Below are 10,938 nucleotides of genomic sequence, written 5' to 3' on the forward strand. Positions count from 1 at the left end.
CCTCTTTCATGGCTGCGCCGATAATCTTCTCGCCTCAAAAGTGGGGGACGCCATCTTCACAGTTTTCGACCGCCTTGGCGTCAATGTCTCTCTTCCGCCTCAAAAATGCTGCGGCTTGCCCCAGGAAGTTTATGGTCATCGCGCCAGTCTCATCGAGAAAGCGAAATACAATCTTGATAGATTGGAGCCATTCAAGGCGGTCATTACCGGATGCGCCTCCTGCCTGCTGAAACTGAAAGAGTACCCTCATTACTTCGATGATGGTTCCTCTTACCGCAGAAAAGCCGAGTTACTTGCCGCCAAATGCTTTGATATCAGTCAGTATCTGAACCGGCTGGAGATAGATTATTCGAAATTCCATTCCGATAGAAAAATCGCCGTTACTTATCACCACCCCTGTCATCTCCGCGCCGCCGGACTGCATCATGAGCCGGAGCGTCTAATTTCGAAACTGGATAACGTCGAAATTCATCACCCTCTCTATGCCGACCGCTGCTGCTCCCAGGCCGGCTCCTACGGATTTGTCCATTTCAAAGAGGCGAAAGCGATGTTCCAGAAAAAGAAAGAGGAATATGCCTCTATTCCGGCGGAATACCTGATGACCTCCTGTCCGGCATGCCAGATGAAAGTCCGCGCCGAAATGGGGGAGAAATTCAAAGTCGTTCACCCAATCGAAATTCTTGCCGAACGGCTTATCAAATAGTACTTTCTGACAACTCATAAAGGGAATCTCTTATGACCGACATCGATAAAAAAGAAAAAGGACTGCTGATAGTTTACACTGGCGACGGCAAAGGGAAGACCACCGCCGCCCTCGGGATGACCATCCGGGCGGTCGGGTACGACTGGAAGGTCTGCGTAATTCAGTTTATCAAAGGGAGCTGGAAATACGGGGAACTGGACGGCCTCAAGAAACTGGCGCCGAATGTGGAATTGAATGTCATGGGGGAGGGATTTGTCGGCATTGTCGATGACAAAAAGCCGATTGAGGAGCATCGCGCCGCCGCCAAAAAGGCGCTCGAACTGGCTCTTGAAAAGATGACCTCGGGAAAATATCAACTGGTCATTCTCGATGAACTCAATGTCGCCGTCAGCCTGGGACTGGTCATGCCGGATGAAATGGAACATCTCCTCGATTCCAAACCGTCGCTCTTGCACCTGGTCATTACCGGGCGCGGCGCCACCAAAGGGCTGATTGACAGAGCCGACCTCGTCACAGAGATGCGGGAAATAAAACATCCCTACCAGAAGGGAATTCTGGCGCAGAAAGGTGTCGATTTTTGAAACTGGCTGTGGTCGGAGGGACCGGCTTTGTCGGGCGGGGTCTGCTGCGCGCGCTCGCCCAATCGTCTCACGACGTCGTCGTCATCAGCCGGAAACCGCCGAAAAATATTCCGGCTGCGAAGAATTTCCATATCGCCGCGGGCGATATTCATGACGCCAAATCGCTGGAAAAAGCATTCACCGGTGCGCAGGCAGTCTATCATCTGGTCGGCATCATCGCCGAAACCAGAGAGCTGACCTTCGAGAGGACCGTTATACAGGGAACAAGAAATCTAATTGACGCCGCCCAGGCCTGCGGCGTGAAAAAAATCATCTATCTTTCCGCTCTCGGCACCAGTGATAAACCGTTTACGAAATACTTCCGCGCCAAATGGGAATCCGAAGAAATTATCCGCAATTCCGGTTTGGAGTTTGTCATTCTTCGCCCTTCTTTTGTATTCGGTCCTGAAGATATTTCTATCAACAAATTCGCCCGGATGTTCAAGCGGCTCCCCTTTGCGCCGGTGATTGGCGATGGCCGCTACAAAGTTCAGCCGATTTTCATAGATGACCTGGCATCAGTCATGGTCGCATCTCTCGACAATCGGCGCGCCGTCAATCAGACTATTGAAATCGGCGGGCCGGAAGTATTCGAATTCCGTGAGCTGGTGCAGATTATCAAAAAGAGTTTGAATATCCAGCGCTTTAACCTGTATATTCCCTTCTGGTTGATGATGATAAACGCGTGGGTAATAGAGCGTTTCCTGAAGCCGGCGCCGGTGACGGTGGACCAGCTGAAGATGCTTCGCGCCGGAGGCGTTGCCGACAACAGGGAATTGCTTGAGATTTTTGGAATCAATTTGACCTCTTTTGAATCCAAGATAAGAGAATACTTGAGGTAATGAAATGTCAGTGAAGGACTATGATATCGTGATTGTGGGCGGCGGACCGGGCGGATTGACCGCCGGATTGTACTCGGCCCGGGCAAATCGGAAGACGGTTCTATTGGAGAAATTCCTCCCCGGCGGCCAGATCGCCAATACCGCCGAAGTTGAAGACTATCCCGGTTTTGACCTGATATCCGGCTCGGAGTTGGCGATGCGTATGGCCGAGCATGCCAAGAAATTTGGGCTGGAAATAATCTCCGATGAAGTGGCGGAAATCTACACCGAAGGCAATCATAAAATGGTAGTGAGCGCCGGCGGGGATATCTACCGCGCCAAAGCCGTTATTATCGCCACCGGCGGCTCCCCCAATCATCTCAATGTCCCGGGTGAAAACCTATTCGCCGGCAAAGGGGTATCGTACTGCGCCATCTGTGACGGCGCCTTTTTCAAGAATCAGGTCATAGCGGTGGTCGGCGGCGGTGACGCCGCGGTCGAGGAAGGGATATTCCTTACCAAGTTCGGAAGCAAGGTTTATCTCATTCACCGCCGGAGCGAACTACGGGCGCAAAAAATCATCCAGGAACGGGCTTTCCAGAATCCCAAGATGGAGTTCATCTGGGACACGGTCGTCGAATCTATCAATGGCGACACCAAAGTGCGAAACCTCACCCTCCGCAACGTTAAGACAGGGGAGACCTCTACCCTTGAGGTCGGAGCGATTTTTGTTTTCGTCGGCTTTGTCCCCAACTCAAATCTTACCCGGGAGCCGCTGAAGAAAGACAGCGGAGGATATATCATCACCAACGAGCGGATGGAAACTTCTATTAAGGGAATTTTTGCTGTCGGCGATGTCCGGGCGCAGCTGGTTCGACAGATCACCAATGCTGTCGGTGATGGCACCACCGCCGCCGTTGCCGCCGAGAAATATATCGAGGAATTGGAGCATCCTCATTAAATACAACACTTAACGAGGGATTCATATCTGTCAGCATAATACTTCTAAGTTCGCCGCCTGCTTCGGATTCTGTAATGCTCTTAATATGAATTCTTTTGCATATTGCGCATAATTTGCGGAGGATATCCAAGTTGATTTCTTCGGGGCTTTTCTAAGCTATTATTCAGTAGAAATTTATGAATTGCGCCAAGGGAAGCCGTTGACCTCGCAAGTCTACATTGTGGCACATCGATTGCTGAGCTAATCAATGGAAGCGAACTATAGGCTCCCTTGAGTTGTTAGAGATTTTAGGGAGTGGTGTGTGCTGGTACTACCAGCCACCTGACGTTAGAGTCGGGCATCCCCCCTCCACCACTCCCTATTTTAATTCCTGTCTCCGATTCCACTAATTCTTATCGTACATCCTGCCGATAACATCATCAGTTATTAGTTTGCCGGAGAAAATTTGATGGGTCGTTCATTTAAACCGGGTCTATTCGTCCGCATTTCGCATCTGATTATCATTCAGATTCTCTTCATCTTCTCGGCGCTGGCGCTGGTGTTTCTCTATTCTGATGATGAGGAAACTGCTTCGCAGTTCTATGAGAAAATGGAGCAGAAGATTTCTGCCGAAGCGGCCTCGCTGATGAATATCATCTCCGCGGATTCCAGCCTTAACGTCATCGACCAGACCCTCTTCTTTGAAGCCGACCAGCTTCTTGCCCGGAATCATGAAATTGAAAGGATTGACCTTCTCTGCCGACGTCGCGGCCGCGACACCCTGATAAATCTTGCCGGCGCCGGCATGACCACTTTCGAACTCAATCACAATGGCAATAGCAACGACCCATCCGCTCCCCCTTTTCTCGCCGGCATTAAGACCGAAATTCTTCCGGTTCTCAGCCGGGACGGCAAGACCATCAGTTATCTCCTGCGGCGCGGAGACGAAATCGGCGACAACGCGCTGGTGGTCACGGTCAATAACCGACTTCCCGAAAGTTCTCAGAGTAATCAAGCCGAGCTGCTCTTTGTGCTCTTTCTGATATCAGCCCTTATTTCATTGATGATAATTAATCTTATTTTCCGCGGATTCCGCGAGCCTCTGACGCGGCTGGTGGAAGCGATGGAGAAAACGGCACAGGGGGAGGAGCGGTATGTGGTCGAAGAGGAAGGGGACAAGGAAATTCGAAGGCTCAGCGCCGCTTATAATACCATGGCGCGGAGCATGGCGGAAAAGCAGCATAAGCTCACCGCCGCCAACCGGGAACTGCTGCAGTCCAATAATGCTCTCATTCAATCGGAATCGATCCTGACGGCGCTGGTCGATTATTCCCCCGATGCCATTATCGTCACCGACCTCGACGACCAGGTTCTGATTTATAATCAGCAGGCGGGGCGTGATTTCGGCTATAATCAAAACGATATGCTGGGACGGAAAATCTCCAATATATTCAGCATTCCCCGCTCGCAGAAGCCGCTTGCCGACGGTCCGGTCGACCTGCACGCCGCCAAAGAGATTATCTGTCGCCGCCGTGATGGCAGCAAATTCCCCGCCCTTCTGGTGCAGACGCCGCTCGGTCCCGAGGGTTGCCCCCCGATTGCGATACTGCATTTCATCAAGAATATTTCCGAAAGCGAAAACTACCAGAGCATGATTCTCAAGCTCGACCGCATCGCCTCCAAAGGAAAGATGGCGCGCGATATCGCCCATGAAATTAATAATTATCTGGCAATCCTTCAGGGAAATCTGGAATTGCTTCCGATGGTCATCGCCAAGGGGGATGAAGCCAAGACGGAGCAGAAGATAATCCTGATGCGCGAGACCGTCGCCAAAATCACCAATTTCACCGAGGGACTCACCAAGTTCAGCGATGAGAATTCCGAATTTGAGAAAGAAGACCTCAATCAGTTGATAGAAAACCTGATTGCCTTTATCAAGCCGCAGAACCGCTTTGACGAAATCCTCATCGGCACCAATCTGGCCGACAATATCCCGCTGGTTGAAATCGACGCTGGCCAGTTCCAGCATCTACTGCTAAACTTGATATACAACGCCGCCGATTCACTGGCGAATTTCGACGGCACCCGCTGGATAATTATCTCCACTTCGCTCGATGAGAGCGGCGAAGCGGTCTATATCAAAGTCGCCGACAGCGGTCCCGGCGTTGACCCGGAAAATATCCCCAAGCTGTTTGTCACCCGGTTCAGCACCCGCCGGCAGGGGAATGGGCTTGGTCTTATTACCTGCAAGAATGTGGTGGACAACCACCGCGGCGAAATTTCGTATCATACCAGCGATGAGTCGCAGGCTATTTTCCAGGTGCGCATTCCGGTCAAGCGGCCTTCACAGACAGAAAGCGCCCCCTCCGCGCCGACGGCGCAACCGGAAGCGCTCGTTTCTTAGACAATTATCTGATTGATTCCTATCATTAAACCGTCTAATTTATCGGCATGAGCCGTGCCCCCGAATCGACCTCACTGCCTGCCCTGAATTTTCGCTTTGTACTTCTTTTGCTTCTCTTTTTAGGGGGGCTGATTTTCATTCTCGCCTATCTTGGCATACAGAAAAGCCGCGCCGACAGTTTGGAACTTCTCCGTCGTCAGGGGGTCGCCCTTATCGAGAGCCTCGCTCTCAGCGCCGACAATACAATCAAATCAAACTCCCTTTTCGACCTTCTCACGCAGGAAAAATTCGCCGATTTAACCTCTTTCCTTGAACGCCGCGCCAAGCTCAATTATACATCCGATGAACTGGCTGACTTCGCCTCCGAGTTCGGCGTCGATGCCATTGTCATTTACGACACCGCCCAGAACCTCCTCGCCTCCGGCGTCCGCGGGCTCTTTGTCCGGCTTGACCGCCTCAATGAAAATCTTCAGATTGAAATTGATGACCTGCTGGCCGAACCTGCGGAAAGAACTCGTTTCACCCTTATCGAAAGCGACCTCCCCGGCGAAATCTCCATGCTTTATCTCTCTCTCACGGCTGACCGCAGCCGCGTAATCGGAATTCTGTCCGACGCCCTCTTCTACACCTCCGCCAAAAAAGATATCGGAATCGGTTATCTTATTCAGAATATCGCCCGCGAGGTCGGTATCGAATATATCGTCTTTCAAACCGCTGAAGGGATTGTTTTCTCTTCGCGGAAAATAGGACCACTTCCGAAAATTGAAAGCGACTCCTTCCTGGTTGCCGCTCTCAGTGTTGATTCCGTCAGTTCCCGTGTCTATGACTTCAATGAGCGAAATGTCCTCGAATTGGTCCGCCCCTTTTCTTCAATTGAGTACCAGAACGGTCTCTTTCGAGTCGGTCTCTCTCTCGAAAAATATTATGACATCATGAAAGGGTTCGACCGGCAGATGATTCTTCTCAGCCTGGTCATTTTTGCCGCTATTGTGCTTATCATGCTTTATCTGGCCGGTCGTCAAAAGCGGTTCTATCTTGACCGGAGTCTTAAGAGAATGCAGTCTTTGGCGGAGAAGGTTTTCGAGAGCATCAATTCCGGTCTGGTTGTCATCGGAAAAGACGGCCAGGTCGAGCTCGCAAATAAAGAGTTCCTCTCTATTTTTGGGCTCTCTGATTCAGAGGTAATCGGACGGAACTGGAGCGAATTCGCTTATCGCGATATCCTCGCCATTGACCGTCTGTCTCCGGCGCAGAATTCCGTGGAATATGAATCTACTCTGGAACTCCCTTCAGGCCGTAAATATCTGCTCTTAAATCTGGCGCGTCTTCTGGATGAAAAAAATCAGGAATACGGAGTGGTCGGTTTGGTTTACGACCTGACGCGGGTCCGGGAACTGGAGGAAGCCTCGCGCCGGAAAGAGCGATTGACGGAGATGGGTGACCTTGCCGCCGGTGTCGCCCATGAAATCCGCAATCCTCTCAATGCCATCTCTATCGCCGCCCAGAGGCTTCTGGCGGAGTTTGAACCGAAGACAAACAGCCAGGAATTTCAGCAGTTTGTCCGCCAGATAAAATCGGAAGCGACTCGTCTCAATGAAATTGTCACTCGTTTTCTGGCTCTTGCCAAAGAAAAGAGCCTTCGGCACGACCGGGTCAATCTGAGCCGGCTGGTCGAGGAAACCTGCCGTCTTTTCAGCCTTGACCTGCCCGATAAGAATATCAGTTTTGCCGCCGGAATTGAGCCGGAGATATATCTTCAGGCGCCGGCTGACCGGGTCAAACAGATGCTTATCAATCTTCTCCGCAACGCCGTGGAGGCTTGCGAAGAAAAGGGGGGAGCCGTTGCAGTCAATCTGAAAAAAGAGTCCCGCGAAATTGTCCTGACCGTGCGAGATTCCGGACCAGGCATCCCGGAGAACCTCAAGGACAAAATCTTCACCCCTTATTTCACCACCCGTGAGCGCGGCACCGGGCTGGGCTTATCCATCGTTCATCAGGTTGCCGAAGAAGTCGGCGCCGCCATTGAAATAGATTCCCCCCCCGGCGGAGGCGCGGAATTTAGAATCAAAATCCCGATGCCATAAAAAAACGGCGGTCAACCAGACCGCCGTTGTCATAATCGTCAGTATATTACTGCTGTGGAGCCGGCGCCGACGGAATCTGTTTCTTGATCCAGGCGGTGCTGACTGATTTGGGACGAGTAATCGGAGTCCCCAGCGCCCGATTAAGCACCAACTGCGCCAGAATACCCATGGCACGTGAAACGGCAAAGAGAACGGTGTAATACGGGAACTCGGTCAAGCCGTAATGATACAAAAGCGCACCCGAACCGGCGTCAACATTGGGCCACGGGTCTTTGACTTTGCCCTGCTCTTTTAGAACGCGCGGGACAACGTCATACACTTTTGCGACCAGCTGGAAGACCGGGTCTTCCGGAATATATTTCTTGCCGAATTCTAGGAAAGCGGTGAAGCGGGGGTCGGTTACGCGAAGAACGGCATGGCCGTAACCCGGAATCACCCGTCCGGAATTGAGCGTATCCCAGGAGAATTTGTAGAGCTCTTCCTCCGGGGGAACTCCCTTGAACTGCTTGAGGACATCAAGTATCCAACCCAGGCACTCCTGGTTGGCTAAGCCGTGCAGAGGTCCCGCCAGGCCATTCAGACCGGCCGACAGGGAATAATAAGCGTCCGACAGCGCCGAGCCGACCGTATGCGCCGAGAAGGCGCTGACATTGCCGCCCTCGTGGTCGCAGTGAAGGGTCAGATAGAGCTGTATCAACTTGGCAAAGTTTCCGCTCTTGTCCTTGATACCGAGCATATGGGCGTAATTGGCGCCCCAGTCGAGATCTTTCTTGGGAGCAATCCGGTTGCCCTTCTTGAAACGCATCCGGTAGATACCCGCCGCCACCACCGGCATTTTCGCCAGAATGTTCAGGGCGTCTTCGAGGGTCGGTTTCCAGTAATCTTCTTTCTTCATCCCCTTGTCGTACTCTTTCCGGAATTCCGATTCTTTCTCCATAACCAGAATGGCGGTATCGAGCATAACCATCGGGTGTGAATCTTTCGGCATCGCTTCCAGAACATCCCAAACATATTTAGGGACTTTGGCTCTCTCGCTGTACTCTTTCTGAAGCGCTTTCAGGGTCGCCTTGTCCGGCATCTCGCCGGTAAGAAGAAGATAAAAAATCTCTTCGGGAAGCTTCTCAGTCAGCTCATTGAGAGGAATACCGCGAATCACCAGCCCGGTGTCAGGATTGACCACGGAGGTATCGCAAATCATCGCCTTGACTCCGCGCATACCGCCGTACGCCTGCGCTATCGTCACATCAGAAATCTTGATATCACCATGATTCTTGGTGATGCTCTTGACTTCATCGCGCAAGCCGGGAATAATTTCAGCCATCCTCTTCTGCAGTGTGGCCATAATTTAAACTCCTGTATTTATTTAATTGGATTGGGGTTTATTTGTCGCCTCCGCCATTGTGAACTCTTTCACATATTCTCACCCGGATATATTACTCCATAATCCTCCGCTTGTCAATATCAGCGGCGCCGTTTTTTTTGATATATAGGAATTATACAGAGACCCGGGGCGGAATTCGTCATTGCTGTTCGGTTCTGAGGGAAAATTGCCAGACGCGCTTAATTCGACTGAGAATCTTATAATGGGGGAATTTATAGGCGTAAACAGCCGTTTCGACTATAGCAACGTATCGGCAGAATCCATTGCCCAAAAGGAGGAACCGATGCGACCGATGCTATCCTGTCTGACGGTCCATGCCATCGCCCTCCGACTCGCTCACAAACTGGCGAAATTTGTCATCGATATGGGAAGCAAACCATTTGTCTATGATGGACTTCCGGAAACGCCACTCCTTTCCCAACTTTGCCGCCGGGATCCGTTTTTCCTGCGCCCAGGTGTAAATGGTCTGCGGCTTAAGCTTTAGATAGGTCGCTACCTCTTCCAATGTCATGATGTCGCTGTCATTATTGGCTGTCAATCTGCCCTCCGGTTGTCCGCAAGGTGTCGGGGGGAAACAGGCTCTCAATCCGTTCCAACGCTTCCGGGACTGGCGATTTTTCTTCCGGCTCGGTGAGCTGTTTCGCCGCATAGATTACCGCCGCATAAAAGTTCCCTTCATATTCCCCGAAAAACTCAAATGGTTCCCCTCTTTTGGAGATGAAAGGCCTCAGGCTCCACGCCAGCTGAATACCCACAAATGCCAGAATCACCACCCAGACCCGAAAAACAACCACCCCGTTTTTGGGATAGATTCCTTTCTTCTCGCAGGAATATTTAAGAGCCTGAACGATAGTGTTCATCCCGAAAATGCCGGCAAAAAACATGATAGCCAGATGGAGCAAGTGGAGAAAATAGTAATTGCTTCCGGTAAGAAGAAAAATTACCACAATCGGCACAAAGGAAATCATGATGGCTGACATAAGCAAGAATCCCGACAGCACCATCGAAACCATCTGAAATAATTTCAGTCGCGAACCGAGAATAAATTGCACAATGAAAAATGCCGGAAAGCAGATTAGCAAAGCCAGGACAAACAGCAACGAAAGTTTTGCCCCGGCGACGACGGCCTGCAGGAAACTGTGATATGCCCCCATTACGAAGCCATAAATCAATAGGAATAGTACCAGAAGTAGAACCTGACCAAGTATTCGCCGCTTAGCCCCTTCCGGCTGCATTAATTTGTCAAAGTAGGAATCGGTATTCTGAAGCGATGGCAGCCCGTCTAATGAAAATCTCAAGCCAAACAACATTTATGCCTCCACGGTTAATACCGCAGAAATATAAGTGTTTTATAATATTTAGCAAGAGATATTATTGTATATTATTGTTTATTTGTGTTTCATATGGAGACGAAGTCACCATTGAAGTCTATGGTATATTTAAGATTTGGGAAATCGTAGCCGCTTAAAACATCTTCCCGGGATTCAGAAGATTATGCGGGTCAAAGACTTCCTTGACCGCTTTCATTGCCCCCAGGGTCGCCGTGTTGAACTCCCGCGGCAGGAATAGACGTTTGGTCAGCCCGATACCATGCTCGCCAGTCAGGGTTCCTCCCAGAGCCAAGGTTTTGTCGAACAAGCGGTTAATCCCTTCCTCAATCTCTTTACTGTAATCAGGCTTTCCGGCTTCGACCAGGAAATTAACATGAAGATTCCCGTCGCCGGCATGCCCATAGGCATTTATTCGCACCGGATATTCCGCATTCAACTGCGCCACAAACGAGACCAGCTCCGGCAGCTTTGATGGCGGCACCGCCACATCCTCGGAAATCTTCTGCTCCGCGGAGGCTTTAACCGCTCTGGAGAGGTTTCTTCGAATCCTCCAGAGCTGCTCGGCCTTTTGCTCATCGGTTTCCCTTCTCAGCAAAATCGAGTGATGCTTGCGGCAGATCGCCATTATATCATCGCTCTGCTTGTCGGCGTCAT

Annotated in this window: 10 protein-coding genes; 6 read left to right on the forward strand and 4 right to left on the reverse strand. The window is 51.0% G+C overall.

Annotated elements, in window-relative coordinates:
* The 6 genes from AB1690_02740 to AB1690_02765 form a co-directional block, all read left to right on the forward strand.
* Positions 1-703 (forward strand): (Fe-S)-binding protein (locus AB1690_02740; GenBank protein MEW6014218.1); only part of this gene is annotated, 703 nt, incomplete at its 5' end.
* A 32-nt stretch (positions 704-735) separates the two neighbouring features.
* Positions 736-1,284 (forward strand): cob(I)yrinic acid a,c-diamide adenosyltransferase, encoded by a 549-nt coding sequence (gene cobO / locus AB1690_02745; GenBank protein ID MEW6014219.1) that lies wholly within the window; start codon positions 736-738, stop codon positions 1,282-1,284.
* Entirely contained in the window at positions 1,281-2,165 is an 885-nt protein-coding gene (locus AB1690_02750) for a complex I NDUFA9 subunit family protein (protein ID MEW6014220.1), read from the forward strand. Before cobO ends, AB1690_02750 begins: the two co-directional genes overlap by 4 nt.
* A gap of 4 nt (positions 2,166-2,169) precedes the next feature.
* A complete protein-coding gene (gene trxB, locus AB1690_02755; protein ID MEW6014221.1) occupies positions 2,170-3,105 on the forward strand; it encodes a thioredoxin-disulfide reductase in 936 nt (311 codons plus the stop codon).
* A gap of 448 nt (positions 3,106-3,553) precedes the next feature.
* A complete protein-coding gene (locus tag AB1690_02760) occupies positions 3,554-5,488 on the forward strand; it encodes an ATP-binding protein (protein ID MEW6014222.1) in 1,935 nt (644 codons plus the stop codon).
* A 47-nt stretch (positions 5,489-5,535) separates the two neighbouring features.
* Positions 5,536-7,572: an ATP-binding protein gene (locus AB1690_02765; GenBank protein MEW6014223.1), complete on the forward strand. Its 2,037-nt coding sequence runs from the start codon at positions 5,536-5,538 to the stop codon at positions 7,570-7,572.
* Between the two features lie 46 nt (positions 7,573-7,618).
* On the opposite strand, the gene AB1690_02770 is transcribed toward AB1690_02765, so the two are convergent.
* From AB1690_02770 to AB1690_02785, 4 genes are all read right to left on the reverse strand, one after another.
* A complete protein-coding gene (locus tag AB1690_02770) occupies positions 7,619-8,914 on the reverse strand; it encodes a citrate (Si)-synthase (protein MEW6014224.1) in 1,296 nt (431 codons plus the stop codon).
* Between the two features lie 334 nt (positions 8,915-9,248).
* Positions 9,249-9,491, reverse strand: coding sequence for a helix-turn-helix domain-containing protein (locus AB1690_02775; protein ID MEW6014225.1), 243 nt, complete (start codon positions 9,489-9,491; stop codon positions 9,249-9,251).
* Positions 9,478-10,263: a hypothetical protein gene (locus AB1690_02780; protein MEW6014226.1), complete on the reverse strand. Its 786-nt coding sequence runs from the start codon at positions 10,261-10,263 to the stop codon at positions 9,478-9,480. The genes AB1690_02775 and AB1690_02780 overlap by 14 nt, the downstream gene beginning before the upstream one ends.
* 154 nt (positions 10,264-10,417) lie before the next feature.
* Positions 10,418-10,938: FAD-linked oxidase C-terminal domain-containing protein (locus AB1690_02785; GenBank protein ID MEW6014227.1), on the reverse strand; the 521-nt coding region annotated here is incomplete at its 5' end.

Source organism: Candidatus Zixiibacteriota bacterium, from assembly GCA_040753495.1.
Taxonomy (GTDB): Bacteria; Zixibacteria; MSB-5A5; order GN15; family PGXB01; genus DYGG01.

Excerpts from the sequence above, each read along its gene's own strand:
- cobO (MEW6014219.1), top strand. The coding sequence starts at position 736 with ATGACCGACATCGATAAAAAAGAAAAAGGACTGCTGATAGTTTACACT.
- trxB (MEW6014221.1), top strand. The coding sequence starts at position 2,170 with ATGTCAGTGAAGGACTATGATATCGTGATTGTGGGCGGCGGACCGGGC.
- AB1690_02760 (MEW6014222.1), top strand. The coding sequence starts at position 3,554 with ATGGGTCGTTCATTTAAACCGGGTCTATTCGTCCGCATTTCGCATCTG.
- AB1690_02765 (MEW6014223.1), top strand. The coding sequence starts at position 5,536 with ATGAGCCGTGCCCCCGAATCGACCTCACTGCCTGCCCTGAATTTTCGC.
- AB1690_02770 (MEW6014224.1), bottom strand. The coding sequence starts at position 8,914 with ATGGCCACACTGCAGAAGAGGATGGCTGAAATTATTCCCGGCTTGCGC.
- AB1690_02780 (MEW6014226.1), bottom strand. The coding sequence starts at position 10,263 with ATGTTGTTTGGCTTGAGATTTTCATTAGACGGGCTGCCATCGCTTCAG.